We start from the raw sequence: 23,365 nt of genomic DNA, 5'->3' as shown, positions 1-23,365 counted from the left end.
ACAGACGGAAAAAATGTTATAAGGTCACAATATAAATTTAATTTTTTAATTTTATTTTTCAACCCCGAATTTACCGGTAGCAAACTCACTCATATCCTCATTTTTCATTGCTTTTTCAAGTAGCCTTGGTAGCATCTGTGGTGCTGCTGCAAAACAAGGAATACCTTGAGCGGCAATTTTTCCTGCCATATTTGCATCATAAAAAGGCTTTCCGTCATCAGATATCGCAAGCAAACAGATAACAATTACGCCGTCTTCCTTCATCTGTGTCAGTCTTCTAAGAAGTCCTGCACGATTTCCGCCTTCTTCAAGATCTGAAATCAAAAAGAAAATAGTCTTTTTAGGGTTCTCTATATATTTAGAGCAATATTTTATAGATTTTTCAATATCTGTTCCGCCACCCAGCGTAAATCCAAAAAGCAAATCAATAGGGTCCTCACATTTTTCACTCAGATCCACTATATTGGTATCAAAAGCCACTACCTTAGTCTTTATAGCACTCATACTTGCCAGTATGCAGCTCATTATAGATGAATAAATTACCGACTCTCCCATAGAACCGCTCTGGTCAATATCCAAAACAACAGTATATTTATTGGCTGCTGTTGTAGCACTTCTTTCAAAGAAATAATACTTTTGCGGAATAATCTTCTTTAGCTTTGCATTATAATCCTTGATTCCCTTCCTTATTGTAGTCTGAAAATCAAGTGCAGATGCTGACGGTATAGGAGAATGCAACTTTCTATTTATACTTGCTGTAACCGCTCTTCTTAAATCCGTTTCAAGTAATGCATTTATCTGTTCCACTATTTTTCTGATAAATTCTCTTGCATTTTCCTTACTTTGTTTTGGTATCTGATCCTTTAGAGTAAGTATCATACTTGCCATTTGCATATCAGGTTCTATATTATTTAGAAGTTCCGGCTCAAATATAAGCTGTTTTAAACCACATCTTTCCATAGCATCAGACTGGATTATCTTTACAAGATCCTTATCAAAAAGTGTTCTTACATCTCCAAGCCATCTGCTTATCTGTGGACTTGAAGCACCCCTTCCGGCTCCTCCTCCAAAGCTGAATTTCATATCCCTATTATAGATGGCATCTAAAGCCATATCCATCATAAGATCTTCCTGACTGAGGGCATTGCCGTCATCCATACTGTCAATTCTTTTTTCAGCCTCGGATCCAAGTATCAGCCTCCAACGCCTCAGTCTTTCATTTGTATCCATTTATATCTCCTAAAAGTCTCCGAAATCAAAGTCTTCAAGTATCTCCGTATCCACTTCCTTTATCTCAGAGTTGATTATTTCGCTTACCGCCTGTGCATTTAGTCCCCATATTTCACCCAGATTCTCTGCAATCATATCCTTTTCCTTTGCACTGTATTCTACAAAGGCTCTCCTTAAAAATACCACAGAGCGTCTAAATTCCTCTTCATCCAAAGTATCCAAGTATTCACTAAGACTCTCCCAGAGTGTAAGCCTGCCTATAAGAGCATAGTGATTTCTCATAGACAACCCTGCAAACCAATTTGCACCAAGTTCTGCCGGCATACCCATAGAAAGTCGTCTTGAAACCTCCATTCTAAGAGTAAGTTCATCTATCTTACCTGCATCCAGAAGTATTGCCGTGGCAAGTCCTGATATTTTAGTATTCAAATCATCTCTGTTTGAAAGTTCTATAAGCTTATCAAACCAAAAGCTCTCATCCAAAAAATCCTGCATCATAAAAACACTATGTATTTTTTGAATATTATCTGCCAATGTAGCTGCAGCTATATCATCACAGGCCGATTCTCCCACCAGCATAAGAGAAGCTCTGATACAAAGTCTTTTTACAATAGGCACCAAAGGTTCTCTGTCAAGTTTTCTTATATCACCAAAGGATATCATATTTGAAAGTTTGCTCACAGTATCCGCGATATCACACATAGCTATTGCACCGTTTGCCATTTCATCAAGACTTCTTTTCGCACCCTCTACTATCTTTGGCAGTCCACAGTTAAATGCAGCTTCTATAACTTCCGCTATATCAGATATCTTTGTCGCCTCAGAAAGCTTCTCACCCAACACAAATGCTACAGCATCTACTATAGTATCTCCCTTTAATACACTTTCCACTATCTGTATTTCAGCTTCAGGTGTCCATTGCAGTATCCAGTTCTCTGCCCATGTTGCATTATCCTGATTACTTTTCTTGATCTTGGCAAAATCAATTCCAAGTACAACCAGCCTATAGAGGAAAAAAGATCTGTTCAAATCAAGAAAAGCACTTTCCTCTGACTTCACTCTTAAGTTCTCTCTTAAATCAAGCTGCAAAGGTGTAGCCACAAGCTCCTTATATTTTTCAAGCTTTAACTGCTTGAGTTTTAAAGTAAAATCGCTTTGTATGGAAGTCTGCATAGCATCCTGAGGAACACTGCCTATCTTTTTGCCTATATCGGTTTCGGCAAAGCCCATTGCCATCTCACCAAAGCTTCCACCACCCATACAGGTAATACTTGCATCCTTTAAATCTTCAAGTGTAGGAACAGAGCCTCCTCTAATAACAGCAAGTTCTCTTGCAAGCCTTGTCGCCTCTATTACCTGAGCGGATGAAACGATTCCGCCATGCTCTCTCATATACTTTGCCAAACTGCTCAGATACTTTCTTTCATGATAAGTAATATCTCCACTTAAAAATCCCTGCCAAAGTAACTCATAATATGCCGGTGCCGCATTTCCCGCACCATAACCGGTTCTTTTACTAAGTCTGTAGTATGAATACGGCATCAATGTGATATTGGATTCTCTTCTTTCTAATCCCTTATATTCCTTATCAGACATTACACCCTCAAGGTTTTCAATAGCTGATGTATGAAAGGCACCTGTTATAGCCACTATCTTTTCCGAATCAAATCCCTTTTTTATATATTCATTTATCTTTCTTTTCATAAAGCTTTCACGAATTATATCTTTTGCAAAAGATTTGTCATCTGATTTTGTATCTTTTCTAAGGCTTTCACCAAACAAAGCACTGCCCGCTCTGTAGGCATCCATATTCTCACTCTGCTCTAAGTTTCTCTCCCAAAATCCTTCCATATCCACATCTGATTTATTATTTTCAGGTTCTTTAGAAATCGTCTCTTCATCTTTAGTATCATCATCTGTTCTTCCAAATCCCAGCATTATATCGGATTCCAAATCAAAAAATCGGCATTCCTTATTATTTTCCCTTGCCCAAAGAATGGCCTGATACTCAGGTGAATATTCTGCAAAAGGATAGAGTATGGTATCAATAGGTGCTTCCTTTGTATATGCCATAATAGCAAACGGAGGAACAAGTTTTTTTGAAACAATATCATCAATCAAAAAGTCAAAATCCGCCGGTCCCTCTATAAGCACCAAATCAGGCTTTATTTTATCCAGAAACTGTCTTACAAAATAAGCTCCGGCAGGTGAAAAATGTCTAATTCCAAAAGTTTTCATGGCTGCCTCCTAGCCATTGAGCATCCTACACTCATTGTAGAGTCCGATCCACTCTTTTCCACGCTTTTTCATTATGTTCTCAAGGTACTCTTCCCAAACTTTTGAGTCTTTGGAATCTTCCTTTACTATTGCACCTTGAAGTCCTGCCGCAAGGTCCGCATCACTTATCTCTCCGTCTCCAAAGCTACCTGCCAAAGACATACTGTTTGTAAGTAAGGATATAGCCTCTGCTGTAGAAAGTACATTTGCTGTGGATTTAATTTTTTGCTTTCCGTCAAGTGTCTCACCCTGTCTGAGCTCTCTGAATATTGTACAGACCTTTTTTATTACCTCAGCCTCAGGCACCTTTGAAAGCAATGCCATACCCTCTGAAAGCTTCTCTATTCTGGTCTTTACTATATCCATCTCCTCTTCAAGAGTATTAGGACTTGGAAGCACCACTATATTGAATCTTCTCTTTAGAGCTGCACTCATATCATTGACACCTCTGTCTCTGGTATTAGCTGTAGCTATTATAGAAAATCCCTTCTTAGCCGCACTGTCCTTACCAAGTTCCGGAATCGAAATTCTCTTTTCTGAAAGAATTGAAATAAGGGCATCCTGTACCTCGGATGCACAACGTGATATCTCTTCAAATCTGGCAATCTTTCCCTCTTCCATAGCCTCAAAAACAGGACTCTTTATAATTGCCTTATCGCTTGGGCCTTCTGCAATAAGCATTGCATAATTCCATGAGTATCTTATCTGCTCCTCTGTAGTTCCTGCAGTTCCCTGTATAACGCAGGTTGAGTTCCCGTTTATAGCCGCACATAGATGTTCTGAAAGCCATGACTTTGCAGTACCCGGCTCACCTATCAAAAGAAGCGCTCTGTCTGTTACCAAAGTAGCTATGGCAATCTCAACTATTCTTTTATTTCCTATATACTTAGGCATTATCTCAACACCATTGCACTCACCGCCCATAATATAAGTAAGTACAGACTTTGGTGACATCTTCCATCCGATAGGAACAGGATTTTTTTCAGCCGCAATAAGTGCATCTATTTCTTTTTGGAACATGACCTCCGCAGGAAGTCTTTGTAATTCTTCGCTCATATCTATCACCTTTTATTTTTTCTTAACTTCTACAGTTTTCAAAAATTCAACTGCCTTCGGATTCTTAAATGTCTTTAAAGTCTCTATAGCATCATTCTTACTCGCCTTATCGGCTGTTGTTGCAAGTTCTATCAAAAAGTCTATATTATCTTCACTATACTTCAAAGACCTTATGGCCCTTTTTCTTATATCTTTCCTTGCCTCGCCGTTTATAACAGACAAATAAAAATCATTTTCCTCTTCTTTTGCAAGGTCCGCGATAATATCAAATCTTAGATACATTTCACTTTTTCCCATAGGGTCAAAGCCTTTTTTTAACGGCTCTATCATCATCTTGCCATATTCCATTATCCATCTTCCGATCATAAATGAGATCTCACTGTATCCGTCACCCAGTCCGTCAATAAACTTCGGCAATATTCTATAGTCTAAGAAGATATCAGGGTTTTCTTTTCTGGCTTCAACCAATATATCCCATCTTCCGCTTCCTGTTGTAGTAAGTGCAGTTATAATAGGCTCAAGCATCTTATAAGAATAATTTCCATTGACCCTTCCACAGCTTTTTTCAATATCTGAAAGCTCACTGCTTTCATATGTTCCGGCTTGAGTTTCAAGTACTGCATCCACAAGTGCAAGCAGATCCAAAGTCTTTTCACCCGGATTATCACATACAAACAGCTCATCTGCATGCTTTTTAATCTGACCAAATACAGGTGCCACCTTTGAAAGTGCTTCCATATCATCTACGCACTTTTTCAGTCTGAAGTCTTCCTTTATAAGAGAGCTGCCTGTTATTATGCTATTTCTTAATTGTGCCTGTAATTTATATAAAATATCCAAATTCATAATAACCTCCCTTAATATGCCAATCTGAGTATTTCGTTTTCCGTGATAATACTTCTTGGCTCTACACAAATCTGCTTCAGCATTGAGTCATAATGTGCCAATCCGAATAAAACCTGATTTTTAAGATAGTCTTTACTTGGAAGTCCGAATATTGCGTCCATAGCTGTTTTATCCTTAGTCATAGACCTTAGTAAAATCTGCTTTCCTTCTTTATCCTCTACCACAACATCACTACCGTTTGTACCTATCTTTGCAAACTCAAAAAGCACCCCGTAAGCATTATCGGATAAAGTAGCTTTCAGTATATTTTTAGCCGGCTTTAAAAACTCCGATATATTCTTTTTTGCAAAACTTCTTATCTTTTTGATATCTGATATGTCTAAATCCTCATCTTTGCTGCTTTCATAACGAATTCTTCTGTTTTCACCCTCATTTGCAGGATAGAAATAAAGCTTTTCAATAAACTTTTTACCAAAGAAGCTGTCATCTCTTTGAATATATTTCTTTGCTTTTAGAGGACAATAATTGGCTGTATAATTTATATCTCCGGTATCAAGATCTATCCAATAGCCTTTATCTATATATTCCGCCTTTACATCATCAAACTCTGATATAAAACTTAGCTCAACCAGTGATACATTATCCTTTTTAAGACCTGTTTCACCAAGTTCTTCAAGCTTCCAGACTCCGCCAAGTGCCTCATAGAGTATATTATCATCCGGGTTAGTATCATCACTTTCAAGCTTTTTATTAAGGTAATCCCTTGCTCTTTTTTCGATATATCTAAGCTTGGTAAGCTCTTTCACTACAAGGTTAAACAAAAACTCTTCAGTGTAATATTCAGAATCTTTTTGTTTTGTGTTCTCTAATTCTATCAAATCTTTATCTGTGCGTAGATACTTTAAAAATCTCTTAAATATTATCTGTACTCCCGGCAAATAGTAATCTCCCAACTGTTTTGCCAGTTCATCATACTTTTTATCAAATGCTATATCATCGCAGGCTGCCACACCTGAACCGGTTATTTGACCCATAACATCCTTTAACAGATCCAAGCCCTCTATTTGCTTTTTTATTTTCTTAGTCTTTGCCGCCTTTGAAGCTGCACTTGTCTTCTTTGGCTTTTCAGGATTTTGCTCCTTTTCAATTTCCTTCTCGGCCTTTTTCTTTTCTCTTGCCTCTATCTTTTCTCTCTTATCCAAAATATCCTGAGGAATCTCAGCCGTTTCAAAGCTCTTGCCATCTTTCATCTCAAACATCAAGCCTATAGCATGTTTGCATGGAAACTGTCTACTTGGACAAGAACATCTAAATACCGGTTCACCCTCTTTTTCAAAGTCTATGGAAACATTATAATTGCTCTTCCCACTTCCTTTGCACTCACCAAAATAAAGACTGTCATCAGCCGACTTCATTCTTTTTACAAAATTGTTCCCTGATGACAGCTTTCTGCCATTTGAAACCGCATTCGCATTAGGTGCTATAGAAACTATAGCCTGCTCATCAAAAGTTCTCATATTTGATCCTTTCCGAAATTATTCAGGTAATATTATATCACAAAATTTTACCCGCTTTTTAGCTGTTATATTTTTGCATAGAGTCCATAACTTCCCTCATTCGCTCTATATAATCATATACCTTTATACTATTTTGCATGTCCTTTATTTCATCAAAATCGATTTTATAATACATGCTCATCTCCTGCCATTTGCTTTGAATCTTCTCTTTTAACATATCCTTTTGTGTAGAAAAAATATCAGCAAAGCTAAGCTGTCTTCCCTCTTCCTCTCTCAAATGGTAAAGTCCGGTTCCAACCAGTCTTACTTCACCTTTTGATACATTCTTTAGAAGCTTGCTCGCATTTTCATATATGGTATAGGCATCACTTGTACTTGCGCTTATAAGCATTGACCTTGTGATAGTTTTCATATTGGAATAAGTGATTTTAAGAGAAACACCTTCTCCATAAAGCCCAAGCCTTTTTGCTCTTTTCGCCACACGAAAAGACAGAATAAAAAGTACATCATCTAAAAGTTTAAAGCTTGATACATCCTTTTGAAATGTAAACTCTTTACTGATGGACTTTGTATCCTCTTCCCTATATGGTGTAACCTTTCTGTCATCAAATCCAAAAGCCAGGTCAACAAGATACTCACCCTGCTTTCCCATAAACATTTTCACTTCATTGCTTTTGTTTTGCAGATCTCTGACTGTATCAACACCATATAAATGAAGTTTTTGGGCAGTCTTTTCTCCAACTGTATACAGTGATTTTACATTTCTATCAAGTACCAATGTTACAAAATCTTCTCTACTTGGTATTTCAAAATATCCATCCGGCTTTTTCTCTTCACTTGCAGTCTTTGCCGCAATCTTTGAATATGCCAAACCGACAGAACAGGTAAGAGAGAGCTCCTCCCGTACCCTTTTTTTGATTTCATGTCCTATTTTTCTTGCTTCCTCCCATGAATTCACTTTTCCGGTCAAATCAAGATAGCCCTCGTCCAAAGCTATATATTCTGCTCTATCAGTATAACTTTCCAAGATCTCATGCAGCTGATTTGATACCCTGATATATTTATCAAAGTTTGGGTGCATAAATACCCCCTTAGGACAACGATTAAATGCCTCCTTTATATTCATACCTGAGCGTATACCGTATTTTCTGGCTTCATAATTACAGGTTGATACAACACCTCTTTCATTTGGCATGGAACCTATTATAAGTGGCTTATCTATAAGAGTTTTATTATCTCTCATTTCCACGGAAGCATAAAAAGCATCCATATCCACATGAATGATTATTTGACCTTCCAACATGACATTATCCTGCAAATATTGTACCGTCAAATACATCTTCTATATTCTTACCTTCTATCGTAAAGCCGTATTCTCCGCCTCCTTGCATAGGTATGCGAACAATTACGCCATCCGAAGTGGTGTAATCGGTAAAAGTTTCATTATCTGTACCTACCGGAACAAGCAAAGCGCCTGTAGAAATGTTATAGTCCCCAAGTTCTTTTCCGTTTATACCGTCAATATTTTTCCCCTTTATATCAATTTTAGTAGTTAGCCTGATAGGTGTTGTAATGTTATAATAATTTTTCAAAAGCTTTGGCATTCCGTTATTACCAAGAGTATATCTTCCCTCTATTCCCAATGTACTTATAGTATAAATTCTGTTTCCGAGATAAAATTCATCAGGGTTTAAAAGGGCAGTATCTGCAAAACTCTCCTGTATCTCCATCTTTTCAGATTTATTATTCAAATCAATAATTGATATACTGTTGTAATCATTGTCATACTGCAATTCAATATAAAGATAGGCATTATCTCCTTTTTTCACCACACTTACCTTAGAAATTCCATAGCTTGCACCTTCCTCATATGTGCTTTTTTCACCGTCAATTGTTACATCTATTTCCTTTAACATAAGATACTCGTCAATATCTTGTTCTATTTTTACAGTTCTGATTTTACCGTCAAGATTTATCTTTACCTCTTTTTCTGTAGGTATTTCAAAAGCATAGTCCTTTGGCAATCTTAGTATGTCTTCATTGAAAAACTCACCATATATTGAATACTCCAAAGGTATGGAAACTATCCTTTCTCCGTATTCACCCTTTGCAGTCATATAAATCATCATACCTCCGCTACTTAGTGTCCACGCAAGATTCGCCTTATCATTTGCTCCCAAATTAAAAGTATCGGGGTTTGTCAGAACAGTCTTTAACTTCTCACTAAATCCCTCTATATCTTCTCCATATTCATCTGCAAGATAATTATCCTTTTCAATCCTATCATATAGACCGACGGGATCCTTTAATACATCCTCTACCTTAAGCTCCTTACCTGTATTTGAGTCTATATTTACTCCCCTAAGCAGTTCTTTTGTATCAGTACTTCCATTCATTACAGTAGTAGCCAGCAATGCACTGAAAACACTCGTATCGGTGCGGGTCAGATTTATCCTTGGATAATATCCGCCTACCCAATCATTATTTATTTTGTTTACAATATCATTCAACTTTTCATTTCCATCTACACTAAGTTGAGGTATTGTATTTCCATCATCCGCTATTTTGTAATATACGTGTGCCTTTAACATTTCCACGTCATGTTGTACTTTTACTCCTTCATCTTTAATACTCTCTTCTATAGTACTTTCAGCAACTGTACTTTCATTTGTATTTATTTTTATGGAAATTTTCTTTCCACATCCTGCCAATAAGAAAATTGCAGGAATCAAATATATAAAGCTCTTTTTCATATAATCCTCCTTTTAGCCTATACTACCATAAAACAATTATACCACCAATAAAGATAGTCTTAAAATAGTAAAGTTGACGCCCTATAAAATAGGGTTTATAATATATTTATTAAATCTGAAAGGTAAGAGTATGAAAAGCTGGTAAAATCATTAAAGGAAGAGATTGCTAAGAATAGGAGGAAGCTATGAGTTCACTATTTGATGATTTGAAAGAGGGATTAGAAGAAGCTATAGCTCATGAAAATGGTAGCAAAATGGCAAAGGAAAGAACATATATGATTATGCCTGTTAGAGAGTATTCAAACAATGAGATTAAAGAGATACGTAAAAAGGCAGGTATGACACAGACGGTTTTTGCATCATATATGGGAGTATCAAAAAAGACTGTCGAGGCTTGGGAGGGTGGTAGGACGCATCCGACCGGACCTGCATTTAGATTAATCAATATTTTAGATGGTGAGAATTTTACTGAAACCCAATTTGTTGTTGCAAAATAATAAATTTTAAACAGCTGTCACTTAAGACATACAATTAAAGTAGAATAAAAATTGTATATGCCTTTAGAGTGACAGCCATTTGCTTATTTATCTGACTTGCTATCAGCCTTTGCCTGAAACTTTTCATTATTTACAATGAATCTTTCATGAATTCCTTCACCTATAAGCCCCTTTTCATCATATGCCTCAACCTTAAATGTAAGAGCTCTTCCATCAACCTTTATGAGATCTGACTTAATCTCCACTTTCATTCCAAGCGGTGTGGCTGATACATGCTTTACATTAACCGAAATGCCTACAGTCGTAAAACCTTCCTCCAGCTTATCATCAACACTCATAAAGCAGCACTCTTCCATCAAAAGTATCATAATCGGTGTGGAAAACACCTCTAAACTTCCACTTCCTATACCTGCTGCAGTATTTTGCTTTGTTACAATGATTTCTCTTTGTCCCTTTATTCCTACTTCCAACATAGTATTCTCCTTATTTATAGATATAGGCTATTTTATCATATTTTACTAATGAATATTATACAGATAGAGTCAACATAACAGATTTTAATCTGTCGGTATAACAAACATCAAAGTTATATGGTATTTCGATTTTTACATTATCAGAAAGATAAACCTTAACATCCTCGTTTTTTGAAATATCCGTATTTACCGCTTTACTAATATCAAACGCTTTATTAAAACCCTTTTCAACTGAGAAAACATCAAGCCTTTTTGACTCATCAATTTCACCTGATGAATATATGATAAATTTCGGTGCATCCAAGACTTTGAGATTATATTTTGAATAAATAAATTCCGCAAAGTTTCTTCCTTCTATTTCCAACTCTCGGGTAAAAGCCTTCTCCCAAAACTTTGTAGGATTACATGTCGAAACAGGTAGCATTACGCTTAATGTGGCTTTTTCATTATTCTCTATAATATAAAGTGATACTCTTACAGTTACTTGACAATCGCCATATTTGTAGCTTAAATACTCATATCCGATAAATGAAAACTCTTTATCTGTAACTACCTCTTTTACTTTTTCAGTGAATATATCATTATTTTTTGATAGATTATTTAAGTCTTCTATAGGGTAATTAAGGTATAGATCACAGACTGGAAACTCCATATCTCTCACATTCGCAAATTCATCAATTGTAGCTTCAAGATTTTCATTGTTGCACATATTGCTGACCTCATCCTGCAAATGTATCTTCTCTTCCTTATCTTTTTTTATGTAAATAAAAGCATCCTCATAACCATACTCTGAATGTACTCTCACCTTTGCCTTTATATACATAGGAATTACTTCCCATTGGTCTATATAGAACATGTCCTCCTTATTTACAAGTAAAACCTTACCTTTAACACATCCTCCCTCATTTGGAACTACATTGAAATACTTCTCACCTGTATTTATAGAATATCCCTCAAGTCTTGCATCATATGATTCCAAAGTATGCCCTAAGAGCTTATTTTGCAAATATTCAGATTTCAAAGTCCCATATACAAATATCTTGTACATAAATATCTCCCATATACCCTGTATTGAAATTTTAATACTGATATACTTATTCTTTGTAAAATTTATTTTCTGATATATTAGCACAATATAGAAAGTAAAATAAAGGGAATTAAGAAAACTTTACACCTTTAATATACCTACATACTTCATACTACTGCAACCTTCCGAATCTAAATCCGGAAAATCTTTAACAGCTACTCCCCAAATAACATTTCCTTCTAAAATCCCTTTTGCATTACACACCCTCTCAAATTCATCCAAATCAGAGATATAATCTTTTGCAAGCTCGCGTACATTACATAAAGAAGCCCTAAAACAAAACCAAAAGTCCTTTTCATCCAGTTCTTCCAATCCCGTTTCCCTGCAAAATCCACACTTTAGGCTAATATCAGGTTTAGCTCCAAGCCCCTCTTTGAAAAGTTTTAATTCATTTTCATATGGCTCATTATCCCAATACCGTTCAAAATCATCCTCTTCAAATGTAGCAATCCATATATAGTAAGTTTTCATATAAAATTATTCCTAATATATAACACATAGATTCTTGTACTGTCTTTTTATTAATTACGGGTTTGATTCCTATAAAACTAAAAATAAGCTACTAATGTTACTTAATACTTTAACCCTTCCGGAACCGGGATATTTTTCATATTTGGAGATACTTTTATCCTCGATATATGAAATGCATTTTTGCAATCATTACACCATATGACACCATATCCCATATTTGTCTTATCATCTATTATATGCATTGAATAATCTGTATTTATACTATTACAAACATGGCAATTGCCGGGAGCATTTTCTTCAATAATTGATTTCAAGTTTTTTTCCCACTTCAATATTTGCCCTCCTAGAATCAAGTCAAGTAGTATATTTACTATTTCGAATACTGTATTAAGTTCTATATCCCAATTCCGGTTATATTTAGATTGTATAGAACACTTATTCGATTGTCAATGTGGTAGTTTTACATTATGATCCGGTATATTAAATTATAAACTTTCATGTTCACAAAACGTGGCCATGAACACTTTATTTTCCAGTATGGATATATTCAAATTCGGTATCAATCACGCAAATGAGCATAATATTAGTCTTTACATTCCAATCTGGTTATATACAAATCGATGCCCTGAATGTGGCTATAAGATGTTACTTGCCTTTACATTCCACCCTTTTGTCAAGTATTGGATACATTTTTTCTTTCAGAAATTTCTTTTTTAAGGTCAAGATTTTTGATCACTCTTGCTTTACACGTATTCATGGTGAAATTTTTGCACCTTGAAACTTAGCATAGCAATCAAGTTCTAAAATTTACTCCCTATTTCAACCTGTTCATAAGCTCTAAAATCATATCTACATCTGTAAAAAACAGATTGATTCCTCTTTTCTTCATAGCGATGACTTCCTTCAGCTTTGTCCGAAGTTCTTTATCCAATTTTTTGTGTACCGTAATCGGATTCCCTTGAATCGTATGCACATGATCAAAATAAACCGCTTTAACCGGAAAGGCATTTTGTATCAAAAACGCATTTTCTTCTCCAGAGAATGTCCCAATTACAATCGTGCTACACTTGCCATTTCTCTTTATTTTATAAGCAACTATCTTTTTGTATTTTTCTACTTTTGAGCTAATCGGTATCATCCAAAAAATATCTTTATTCTTTGAATCCTCAATTGCATAGTAATGCGGTCTATAATTTCCATTTTCCTTGTTGCTCATTAGAGAGGAATCTGACACATCAGAAAAGAAATGATCCTTTATATGATAAGAATATCCTTGTTTTACCTCCATACAAACCTCCAAAAAAATCCCTCTATCATTTCGATTAGAGGGATTTACGCACTATATTATTTATACCCCACCCATATAGTAAGTGGCTACATTTACGCACCGAATTACTTATATCCCACACCATCGGCAAGTGGCTAAATTACACCTCATAATTTTATATCCCGTACTATGAGAAACGGCTAACATTTACTTGCCTAAATTGTAGCATATGATTCGTTTTTTTACAACACCCAAGTTATTAAAATAAGACGCCCAAGTTATTAAAATAAGACGCCCATATTTTTAATCAAGCAACATCACTTTATTTTCTAAATAGGATAAAAAGCAATCTGCTAAACTTCTTCCATTTTCTGCATAACTACATTTTACGATAACATTTCCGGCTTTCATAAAGTACATGGAAAGTGAAACCATATTTTTCTTGTCCTTTAAACCAAATATTTTCAACAGAAAAGTCATTGCGTAGGTCATAATTCTCAACAAATAGATAACGTCCTACCCTGGTCTATTAAGTTTTCAATGTACACTTGGTTTTTAACCATGTAGGAAGTTTGCATATATGTGAAATAATTTTTTTCTACCAAAAAGAAAAAAAGGATAAATTCTCCCTACACTTTAATAGTGAAAATTTATCCTTAGCGGTAACTTGAATTATGAAATTTTTTAATGAAGATACTTTCTTTAATCTATTTCTCCAATAGTTTCTTAGTCCTTTTCCAAATAATAATATTACTATTTATAACATATTGCAGATAACTTTCTCTTGTACTCGGAACACTTATATCTTCCTTAACCAAAAATAGTTTTTTATTATTCTTTAAATCAGAGTTGACCAAATCAATAATTTCAAGATTTTCAGATACAAAATCTTCTAAATAAAAGAAGTTGATAAAATTCTTAAATCCATCTTCTAACTCTATGTCATTAATAAATAGTTTAAACCATTCCTTATAATTATCAATGGCATAATTTATCTTGGAAAAATTTTTCCTTGCAAACCAATGCTTTATTGCATAGAGTGTTAAATCGAATCTGTCATAATACCCTTTATATCGTCCACCTTTTGTTTGTGGCTCTCCACCCCTTGCTTGATTAACTGTAGTAACTCCATTACCCCTCGGAAAAACTATATGACCTCCTATAGTTCTCGAAATAAACAAATAACTTATTATTTCTATATCAGACAATCCTGCTTTTTTTGCCCAATATATCGATGCTCCAATATAATCGGCTGATAATAAAAATTTATCCTCATCGGCAAATAGTGTATAGTAAGGTCCATTTCCTACGTTTTGAAGCTTTTTAGTAATGTTATCTAATCCTATTTTCTTCAAAGCATTGTCATCAAAGAAAGCTTTTTTCAAATCATCATATAAATCGTTGCTCACTTTATCAACTTCTTTTATGTTTTTTATATCAAAACATTTTGGAAAGTCCTGATATAATTCAAATAAATAATTTTTAAATTTCAACTAAAGTACCTCCTATATCTTCAAAAAAACTTTTTATTGAATATAAAATATCCTTTTCATAATCTTGTAAATTAATATAATTCCTATGTTCTTTCGCTTTTAACTCATATACATATCTCATAATCTAGTTCCATTTTTAAAAAACAATTCACAATAATATGAGAGTACTAAAAGTACCATAACTACGCAGCCGCATTCTCATTAATATTATCAATAATACTTTTGATATCCATCCATACACTTATGTCTGTAAATATTTCGACTATACTTCCTTGATCTGTAAATGGAGCATCTTGTAATACAGATAGATCCTTCATCATTCCATTGTGAACTATATACTCCACTATCTGGTTTACAAAGTAAATCTGTCTGTTGTCAAGATTACTGTTCTCAAGGTACTCTGAAAATGCTTCCTTTGCCGCATTCATATCAAGACCGACTATTTCACGAACAAGTTCTCCAAGCGGTTTTTGTCCATATTCATGTTCATATTCCTCTTTAGTTCCAAGCTCCGACCAAAGAACATTTTCAAGTTCCTTTATATCCTCTTTACTTAAAGGTATATTTGATTTCAGCTTTTTTATAGCCTCATTATCCTGGTGCTCCCTGATATAATATTCAGCCTTTGCACGATAGTTTTTGAGTGAATCGCTTTCAAGATCCGAGTCATTCCATTCTATAGAAATAATATCATCTGTAAAGTTAGTCTCATATATAACACCTCCCTTAGGAATATATTTCATAAGATCACGAAGCTTTTCTCTGATTCTCTCAAACTCATTTACACCACAGTCTACTATATAATCCGTATGTAAAATATCTCCTATAAGATCTGATTGCTCATTTATCTCTGTAATGTTTGCAATATTTGCAAGTTTTTTCACATTTCTCTTTAAATCAGTAACGAATCTCTTATATGATTTACCCGCCAAACATGCAAGTTCTATTCCATACATTAACGCATCAAAACGAACTGCACTGATCTCATCATCTTCAGGTAAAATTAGTGGTGCGAGTTCTTCCCTTATCAGTACAGTATCTTCAAATGTAAGAGCTTTATATCCTTCTTCTGAAGAATACATTTCAACATATTTCAAGTGCTGTCTTATAGCAAAATTATCTCTTGGAAGTTCGACTACCTTTCCTACCATCTCCTCTACAAGTCTTTTTCTAAATGCTATCAACTCTTCTGTCTGGTAGTCCATATCCTGCAATCTATACGCTATTTCAAACTTCAAACTAAATATAGCACTTTGAATAGAAGTATCATTTGCAGCAGCTTTACCTTTATTTATTCTAAAGAAATCAAAATTCCCACAAAAATCGAAAATATAAAATTTAGACTTATCCACACCGTCAATAAGCCCCGGGCACAGTCTTGTTCCACGCCCTATCATCTGCCAAAACTTTGCATAACTCATTACCTTCTTGAAAAATACAAGGTTTACAACCTCCGGCACATCAATACCGGTATCAAGCATATCAACAGAAATAGCTATCTGAGGAAGTTTATTTGCGTCTGAAAATTCATCAATAATATTCAGTGCATTCTTGATTCTATTATCAATAACCTGAGCATGGTCTATTAAATGCGGATACTCTTTATTAAAAATCTTCAGAATTTTCTCAGCATGAGCATGGTTTTTTGCAAAGATAATACTCTTCCCAATCTTCTGTCCATAGTCTATTTTTATTCCATTTTCCATAAATGTATCAAGAGCTTGACGAATAGTATCTGTATTAAATATCCAATCATTAAGTGCAGATGAATTTATTGCCTCAGGCAAACTACCATCTTCCATCTCAAAAGTATTTTCATATATTGCTTTATCTTCATCAGAAAGATCAGCATATACAATTCCGTCCTCAATAAACTTAAGCTTCGTCTCAACAGATAAAAAGTCCACAAGATATCCGTCTTTTACAGCTTCTGCAAGTTCATATCCATATGTAGGTACACCCTGCTCCAGATCAAATCTTTCATAAGTATTCTTGTCAATGTCATCCTTAGGGGTAGCCGTAAGTCCTACAAGCGGAGCATCAAAGTATGTGAAGATATTCTTGTATTTATTATAAATAGACCTGTGTGCTTCATCACATACCACAAGATCAAAATGTCCGCATGTAAATAATTTTCTATCCTCATCCTTAACAGAATCTATACAATTCATCATAGTCTGATATGTAGAAAAAACGCAATGAGCATTATAATTTTCCTTGTCTTCACAAAGATTCGTCAGTGAAAGATTTGGATAATTAGTTTGAAATGCTCTTTTTGCTTGGCGTACCAAAGTTATTCTGTCCGCAAGGAATAAGATATTCTTGATCCATCCGGCATCAAGAAGTACATGGCATAACTCTATTACAGTTCTTGTCTTTCCTGAGCCTGTTGCCATAACCAGCAATGCCTTCCTACGATTTTTTCTATCGAAAGCATTACATACTGCCTTAATTGCCGCCTCCTGATAATATCTACCTGCAATATTCTTATCTATAACAACATTTTCAAGAGATGTTCTCATCTTCCTTAAGTTGAACATCTTTTCCAAATCTTCTTTTGAATATACACTTGCTACCTTTCTTTCCGGATATTTTCCGTCTATTATTTTGGTTTCAAATCCATTCGTAAGGAAAATACAAGGACGTCTTCCGGTCTCTTTCTCAATGGCATCTGCATAGTCGCTCGCTTGTTTTCTTCCGGCTACAACATCCACACATGTACGCTTTGCTTCTACCACTGCAATTGGCCTATTTACACTATCATAAAGTACATAGTCTGCAAAACCTTCACCTGATTTTGTAGGTAATCCTTTTAATTTTACTTCATTTAACCAGTCGCTACCTTCTCTCCATCCTGCATCTAAGAGCATAGCATCGATGTATATTTTTCTTGTTGAATATTCTGAAAGTTCCAGCGGTTTTGTAACATAGCTTTGAATCTTTTCTTCTCTCTGCTCTGTAAGTGAAGCCCTAAGTGATGCATTTTCTGCCATCAGCTTATCTAAATCTATATTTGAAATCTCAGGGGTTTTTGGTAGCTCCACTTCCTTAGTCATAAGTGATCTGTCAAATCTTTGTTCAGTATAATTATCCGCATAACAATAGCTCACAAAGTCAAAGAATATATGCAGATTTTCAAGACAAAGTATTGCCTGTTCCTCTGTTATTTTCCTTGCATTGTGAGTACCTTCATTACCTATCTTTCGTATGAAATCCATACGTTTGAACAGGTCTTCATCAATAATATCTTTGAATTCTTCCGTATTCATCAAGCTTATAAGATTCTCCTGATATGGCTTAGTCAATGATGCATCGACTGAATACATCCACTTGATTGCAAACTCCATCGCTCTACGGCAATTCATCACACATAGTCCCGGATCTATATATAAAACTTTTTCTGCCGCAATAGCCACATTTGAAAAAGTATCAAACCTTTTTTCCTCTTTCAAATAGTCAAAGTTGCCCATGGCAAACCTCCCCATAGTTTTAGTAAGTAGTATTAAATAATGAATATCTCACCTTGGTGAGAATATTCTTAAGGTTTTATTTATCCAAAACCTCTTTGTATTAAGAAAATCGTTAACTATGACCATTTTACAGCAAAGTTGAGGTTTTGTATATATGGATTTGAGGTGATAGTAAGTTATCAATTTTGATTTGTTGACTTGTTCAACAAACTTTTCAAAATAAGCTTGTTTATCTATGGGTGGAATAATAAATGATAAGTCTCCTAATATTTTCAATGTTAAATACTTAGTTAATCCCCCTAATGAATGCTTCTGAAGATAAACAAGTTTGTCTTCTAGCTGATATTGGAATAACCTATATGACCAATCTTGCTTAAGACTTAATATATAAGTTCTCTGGTAAGCGTTAAATTTACCTTTATAGTACTTAACATCATATTTTCCAGCTGCATTATTCCCCGCTAAAATAAGAGCTTCTTGTTCAAAAGCATATTTATCAATTCTAAATACCTCTTTTGCACATGTAAAAAAAGGATAATCCCCATTTTCTACCATTGCGTTAGAATCAAGTTTTCCAGTAGTAGTATTGAAAACATCATTCCATCCCAAAACTGGATATCCTTTATTACAAAACATCTCCACAAATCGGGCTCTTACTAGTAAGCTTAATTTTTCCAATTGTTTTTCTCTAATATCAATTATTGATATTACTGATTTTATTTCTTTTACAATATCTAGTTGTATATCTATATGCAGTTTAGGTATTTTCATTTTTCTCATTGCAGATTGAGTTAATTTCTGCCTTGTCGCTCCATTAACCAAACCTTTCGTATTATAAAACATCAACGAATAGCATAAGAAATCTACATCTATTCCTTCTTTTGGCTTAAGTACATGTGCATGATTATTCACCCAACATTTACCAGATACCCTATATGCGATAGGTTTTGTTTTTGATCCAAAACTACCACCGTCTTCAGCTAAAAGAACAAGGTCATCATCAAATATATAACTTGAAACATAGTCTTGTATTCCATTAGCTCCATAATATGGATATATTCCCTTTTCTCTATCTGATGCAGTTATAGGTATTCTCAAAGAATCTAGTATTTCGCAGCAATCTTCTAATAACATAAATTCCATTATTATGCCTTCACCAAACCTCAAGTTGCAAAAAGATCAAGCAATATACCTCTGATGGGAGTTCTTTACATTATTTTGGTTTACCATGGCGTATTGCATTGTAGTATCTATTTGAGAATGTCCCAGTATCTTTTGCACCTGTTCAATTGGCATTCCCTTATCTATTGCTCTGGTCGCCATGCTTCTACGGAACTTATGTGGGTGGATTTTTTCAAGATTCAACTTTCTGCCAAGTTCTCTTAATCTAATCTCCACTCCACTTATTTTCAATCTATCATGTGGTGCATCCAAAGTTACAAAGAGGGCTTCCTTATCATCATCCCTACTTTCAATATAGTCAATAAGATGTACTTTTGCCTTAGCATCAAAGTATACCTTTCTCTCTTTATTCCCCTTGCCATATACTACGCACTCACGTCCTTCCAAGTCTATGTCACTTATATTTAAATTAACAAGTTCTCCTACTCTTATACCGGTAGAATACAGTAAGTCAATTATCGCCCTATCCCTTTTTGATGCACAATTATCTCTAAGCCTTTCTATGCTCTCATCAGAAATAACACTCTTCACCACAGTCTTGGTCTTTATCTTATGTATACGCTTCATAGGACTTTTTAGAATATAGTCCTCCTCTTCAAGCCATGAAAAGAAACTTGAAATATTTCGTCTTATATTATCAATAGTTGTGTTGCTGCAATTATTTATCTTTTGATAGTCTGAAAGGTATTCCCTCATCTCCTCGGTAGTTACTCTTCTTACCGGTGTTTCCTTATTCTTTAACAAATGTTCTATAGTTGCCTTATAATATTGTATTGTCCTTTCAGAACATCCTTCTACCTTCTTTGCATCTAAAAAAAGTTTCAAAAACTCTTCATTTGATATTTCCTGCTTAGTAGCTTCACAATCAGAAAAAGCTTTCAAGATAACCTCCTGAAGCTTTTTCATCTGCGAAATAGATAAATACTCTGACATCTCATTTAGTATGATTACAATTTTTTCTTCCATGATAGTATACTCCCTTATATACCATCATCCTACACCAATTAATACTTTATTTCATATCCTGATTTGTTTATACTCATTACTAAAAGCTTTTCATACATTTATCCTAGTTTTTATTATTTATTTCCTATCCAAAGTACTTTTGCATAAGACTATCAAATAATAACTGTGCTTCATCAAGTGCCCTTTGCACCTCAACTTTTGATTTGTTGATTTGATTTGAAAATCTAGCGAAAACTTCTTGCTTTTCAAGTGTTGGCAAAGGAATTCTAAATTCAACTAAATGTTTTTGGTTCAAATGTTTAATCGTCGCTCCTGTCTTTGATAATTCTATAAATTTTTCAAATAACGGTCCTCTAAAAACACCTGAAATATATTCTTTATTAAATATATCTTTTGGCCTAACCACAAATACTCCGCTATTTAGCGTTGCTGGTTTTGATAAATTATGTATAATAGCAACTTTTCCTATAGATCCATCTTTCGTAATCAGAATATCATTTTCTCTTAGAATAATATGTGGATCCATTTCATATCTTTCCCTAGTAACGTATACACACGTATTGTAGTTTATTTTACCATCAATAAAATCTGTCCCTGTAACAAGCATATATTCCCCCGTTTTCATATGTTCATCTCTAGTTAATGCTTGCCATCCTATTCTTGCATGAACCTTACAACAATCTCCCAATCTAATCGTATTTTTCAAGTCTCCAAACATCTCTACAAATCGGGCTCTGATAAGTTCATCCAATTTAAAAATCACTTCTGTTCTCAATTTTATAATTCCTTTTAATTTATCTAATATATTTGCTATAGACTCCTGTTCAGCAATATCTAACAGATTAAGAGTATTCCTCTTTATATCAGGAACTGTAAGTTGCGGAATAGATGTACCACTAGACTGTGGTTTACACATTTTCAACGCATAGAACAAGTATCTTTCTGATACTTTCTCCAAATCAGGAACAACAGTTATAAGCCTAACAACTGGTAAAAATGGTTCCCTTCTAATTACTGTATATCCTATAGTCCCCCTCGCTGCAACAGTAATACTTAGCTCTTTTTCTCTTGCTTCATCTGTATATCCGTACAAACCTTCATCTTTTTCAGCATTTGCAAAGATAGGGACTTTATAATATTCTGTTTTTTCTTCTGAATACCTATCTTTAGGTACATCTCCGCCCGCATAGATTCTCTTACAGACTTCTTCCAATTTCACTTTCATCTACGATCCCACACAAACCTCAATTTGAGGTCCCTTTCAATAATTCTCTCAAGACTCTGGTCTCTTCCATTATCTGCTCATTTAGTCTCTCTATTTCATCCAAGATCTCAGATGTTGGCGGATATTCTACAGGTATATACTCAACTTCCTTATATTTATTGATAGATAGATCATAATCTTTTTCTATGATTTCACTCTTAGGTACCATAAAGGACTTATCTGTACACTTTCTGTCCTTTTCACCATCAAGGTTTTTGAAACGAGCTATAATATCCGGTATATCATTTTCTGCTATTGGTGATCGCTTATCGTCAAGACTCTTACCGTCAGCTGTCATATCATAAAACCATACATTATCAGTTCCGCCATGATTAGTCTTTGTAAATATAAGTATACCTGTGGACACTCCCGCGTACGGTTTAAAGACTCCGGAAGGCATAGATATTACTGCTTCCAGCTTTTGATTTTCTATCAATTCTTTTCTTATAGCCTTATGAGCATTGGAAGAACCAAAAAGCACACCATCAGGTACTATACAGGCACATCTTCCACCTATCTTTAGCATTCTTGTAAAGAGTGCTAGGAATAAAAGCTCTGTTTTTTTAGTCTTACATATTTTTAGAATATCTGTAGATACTATGTCAGCATCAAGGCTACCCTTAAATGGTGGATTTGCAAGTATAAGAGAGTACATATCCTTATCGGGGTTTTGATCGGATAAACTATCCCTGTATTCTATACAAGGATTTTCTATACCATGAGTCATCATATTCATAGCACCTATGCGAAGCATGGTTCTGTCCATATCAAATCCGTAGAACATGTTATTCATAAAATGTTCTTTATTCTTTTTATCCATAAGTACTTCTTTTTTATATTTTTCTTTTAAGTACTCACCACTCATTACAAGAAATCCTGATGTACCGCATGCAGGATCACATATAGTCTCATTTGGCTGCGGATCCATCATTTCCACCATCATCCTTATGATATGCCTTGGTGTTCTAAACTGACCGTTTACACCTGACTGTGCAATTTTAGAAAGCAGGTACTCATATACATCTCCTCTTACATCCGTACTCTGTATCTTATCCATCATGGCATATATCTCATCCATGGCATCCACTATCTTTGACAGCATCAAAGGTGTACTTACTTTAAATATAGCATCTCCCATATACTTACTGTAGGCGCTATTCTTGTCACCGTGAAGATTTTTTATAAATGGAAATACCCATTCTTGCACTATGCTATACATTCTTTGTGCAGGAAAATCGTGAAAAACAGACCATTTAAGTTGTTCACCTTCTACTTTTCTATCTCCTATCTCTACCTCACCGTCAAAAATACTCTTAAAAGGTAATCCAAGCATAGATGCCTCTTTTGCTCTTATATTGTCGGCACTGTCGATATCTTTGATAAACATCAAATATGTCATCTGTTCTACAACCTCAAGAGGATTTGTAATACCCCCTGTCCAAAATATCTCCCATAATCCGTCAATCTTATTTTTTAATTCGCCTGTCATAATATCCCTTTCCACTTTTTTAAAGAT

The 23,365-nt window shown here is 34.7% G+C and carries 20 protein-coding genes; 1 reads left to right on the top strand and 19 read right to left on the bottom strand.

The features are described from left to right. Positions 1-51 precede the first annotated feature (51 nt). From HMPREF1140_RS10100 to HMPREF1140_RS10070, 7 genes are read right to left on the bottom strand one after another with little or no spacing between them, the layout of a single operon-like run. The gene (locus tag HMPREF1140_RS10100; protein ID WP_009663671.1) at positions 52-1,230 is read right to left on the bottom strand and encodes a VWA domain-containing protein; all 1,179 of its coding nucleotides are present in this window, start codon (positions 1,228-1,230) and stop codon (positions 52-54) included. A gap of 9 nt (positions 1,231-1,239) precedes the next feature. After that, positions 1,240-3,468 (bottom strand): DUF5682 family protein, encoded by a 2,229-nt coding sequence (locus HMPREF1140_RS10095; protein WP_009663771.1) that lies wholly within the window; start codon positions 3,466-3,468, stop codon positions 1,240-1,242. 9 nt (positions 3,469-3,477) lie between these two features. Further along, positions 3,478-4,563 (bottom strand): ATP-binding protein, encoded by a 1,086-nt coding sequence (locus tag HMPREF1140_RS10090; protein WP_009663713.1) that lies wholly within the window; start codon positions 4,561-4,563, stop codon positions 3,478-3,480. A 12-nt stretch (positions 4,564-4,575) separates the two neighbouring features. Then, entirely contained in the window at positions 4,576-5,409 is an 834-nt protein-coding gene (locus tag HMPREF1140_RS10085) for a HEAT repeat domain-containing protein (protein WP_009663761.1), read from the bottom strand. Positions 5,410-5,420: 11 nt separating this feature from the next. Further along, positions 5,421-6,926: an SWIM zinc finger family protein gene (locus tag HMPREF1140_RS10080; RefSeq protein WP_009663739.1), complete on the bottom strand. Its 1,506-nt coding sequence runs from the start codon at positions 6,924-6,926 to the stop codon at positions 5,421-5,423. A gap of 58 nt (positions 6,927-6,984) precedes the next feature. After that, positions 6,985-8,229 carry a DNA polymerase IV gene (dinB, locus tag HMPREF1140_RS10075; RefSeq protein WP_009663670.1) on the bottom strand — a complete coding sequence of 415 codons (1,245 nt, stop codon included), beginning with the start codon at positions 8,227-8,229 and terminating at the stop codon, positions 6,985-6,987. 4 nt (positions 8,230-8,233) lie between these two features. After that, entirely contained in the window at positions 8,234-9,679 is a 1,446-nt protein-coding gene (locus HMPREF1140_RS10070) for a hypothetical protein (RefSeq protein ID WP_009663747.1), read from the bottom strand. 185 nt (positions 9,680-9,864) lie between these two features. Between HMPREF1140_RS10070 and HMPREF1140_RS10065 the strand changes: the two genes are divergently transcribed. Further along, positions 9,865-10,176, top strand: coding sequence for a helix-turn-helix domain-containing protein (locus HMPREF1140_RS10065; RefSeq protein ID WP_009663785.1), 312 nt, complete (start codon positions 9,865-9,867; stop codon positions 10,174-10,176). 83 nt (positions 10,177-10,259) lie between these two features. Here HMPREF1140_RS10065 and HMPREF1140_RS10060 read toward each other — a convergent pair whose 3' ends face one another. From HMPREF1140_RS10060 to HMPREF1140_RS10005, 12 genes are all read right to left on the bottom strand, one after another. Continuing rightward, positions 10,260-10,649, bottom strand: a complete 390-nt coding sequence (locus HMPREF1140_RS10060; RefSeq protein WP_009663692.1) for a thioesterase family protein — start codon at positions 10,647-10,649, stop codon at positions 10,260-10,262. Between the two features lie 55 nt (positions 10,650-10,704). Beyond that, on the bottom strand, positions 10,705-11,697 hold the full coding sequence (locus HMPREF1140_RS10055) for a gamma-glutamylcyclotransferase family protein (protein ID WP_009663731.1): 993 nt from the start codon (positions 11,695-11,697) through the stop codon (positions 10,705-10,707). 120 nt (positions 11,698-11,817) lie between these two features. Then, complete coding sequence (locus tag HMPREF1140_RS10050; RefSeq protein ID WP_009663657.1) at positions 11,818-12,207, bottom strand: immunity 22 family protein; 390 nt, start codon at positions 12,205-12,207, stop codon at positions 11,818-11,820. Positions 12,208-12,308: 101 nt separating this feature from the next. Then, positions 12,309-12,539: a hypothetical protein gene (locus HMPREF1140_RS10045; protein WP_009663667.1), complete on the bottom strand. Its 231-nt coding sequence runs from the start codon at positions 12,537-12,539 to the stop codon at positions 12,309-12,311. Between the two features lie 482 nt (positions 12,540-13,021). Next, the gene (gene cptIN, locus HMPREF1140_RS10040) at positions 13,022-13,495 is read right to left on the bottom strand and encodes a type III toxin-antitoxin system CptIN family toxin (RefSeq protein ID WP_009663696.1); all 474 of its coding nucleotides are present in this window, start codon (positions 13,493-13,495) and stop codon (positions 13,022-13,024) included. 282 nt (positions 13,496-13,777) lie between these two features. Continuing rightward, the gene (locus HMPREF1140_RS10035; protein WP_035620338.1) at positions 13,778-13,978 is read right to left on the bottom strand and encodes a DUF6870 family protein; all 201 of its coding nucleotides are present in this window, start codon (positions 13,976-13,978) and stop codon (positions 13,778-13,780) included. A 203-nt stretch (positions 13,979-14,181) separates the two neighbouring features. Then, entirely contained in the window at positions 14,182-14,967 is a 786-nt protein-coding gene (locus tag HMPREF1140_RS10030) for a DUF6994 family protein (protein WP_009663724.1), read from the bottom strand. Positions 14,968-15,149: 182 nt separating this feature from the next. Beyond that, positions 15,150-18,437, bottom strand: coding sequence for a DEAD/DEAH box helicase family protein (locus HMPREF1140_RS10025; protein ID WP_009663753.1), 3,288 nt, complete (start codon positions 18,435-18,437; stop codon positions 15,150-15,152). Positions 18,438-18,485: 48 nt separating this feature from the next. Then, positions 18,486-19,580, bottom strand: coding sequence for a restriction endonuclease subunit S (locus tag HMPREF1140_RS10020; RefSeq protein ID WP_009663791.1), 1,095 nt, complete (start codon positions 19,578-19,580; stop codon positions 18,486-18,488). A gap of 36 nt (positions 19,581-19,616) precedes the next feature. Beyond that, positions 19,617-20,585, bottom strand: coding sequence for a site-specific tyrosine recombinase/integron integrase (xerA, locus tag HMPREF1140_RS10015; RefSeq protein WP_009663699.1), 969 nt, complete (start codon positions 20,583-20,585; stop codon positions 19,617-19,619). Positions 20,586-20,709: 124 nt separating this feature from the next. Further along, on the bottom strand, positions 20,710-21,810 hold the full coding sequence (locus HMPREF1140_RS10010; protein WP_009663783.1) for a restriction endonuclease subunit S: 1,101 nt from the start codon (positions 21,808-21,810) through the stop codon (positions 20,710-20,712). Between the two features lie 19 nt (positions 21,811-21,829). Next, positions 21,830-23,338 carry a class I SAM-dependent DNA methyltransferase gene (locus HMPREF1140_RS10005; RefSeq protein WP_009663725.1) on the bottom strand — a complete coding sequence of 503 codons (1,509 nt, stop codon included), beginning with the start codon at positions 23,336-23,338 and terminating at the stop codon, positions 21,830-21,832. Between the last annotated feature and the right edge of the window lie 27 nt (positions 23,339-23,365).

The organism is Lachnoanaerobaculum sp. ICM7 (assembly GCF_000287675.1).
Classification (GTDB): Bacteria; Bacillota; Clostridia; order Lachnospirales; family Lachnospiraceae; genus Lachnoanaerobaculum.
Note: the sequence above shows the minus strand (reverse complement) of the source record. Positions and strands in the feature narration are given on the sequence as shown.